The sequence below is a fragment of the Methylobacterium sp. WL7 genome, from assembly GCF_008040085.1.
In the GTDB taxonomy this organism is placed as follows: domain Bacteria; phylum Pseudomonadota; class Alphaproteobacteria; order Rhizobiales; family Beijerinckiaceae; genus Methylobacterium; species Methylobacterium mesophilicum.
The window spans coordinates 1-256 of record NZ_VRVG01000402.1 but is presented as its reverse complement, the minus strand read 5'-3'; the positions used below and the strand labels follow the sequence as shown (position 1 = coordinate 256).

Sequence of the window (256 nt, the reverse complement as noted above, 5' to 3'; positions counted from 1 at the left end):
TCAGCGTCTCTGAGCGGATCGAGCTGCCGGCGGTGATGCCGGTCGTGACGCAGCATCGGCGCCTTGCCGTTCATTGTCCGACCTGCGGGACGCAGGCAGCCGCACCGGAGCCGGAGGCGGCCCGCGGAGCCGGAGCCGGAGGCGGCCCGCGGCACGCCGTTCGGCCCGCGGCTGCATGCGGTGGCGACGTATCTGAGGACCTTTCAGGCGCTCTCCTACGAGCGGCTGCAAGCGGCCTTGTCGGACGTGTTTGGCC

General features: G+C 71.9%; 1 pseudogene. It reads left to right on the top strand.

Annotation, left to right across the window (positions count from 1 at the left end):
* A pseudogene (locus FV233_RS29980) lies at positions 1-256 on the top strand (IS66 family transposase zinc-finger binding domain-containing protein); the annotation flags it as partial.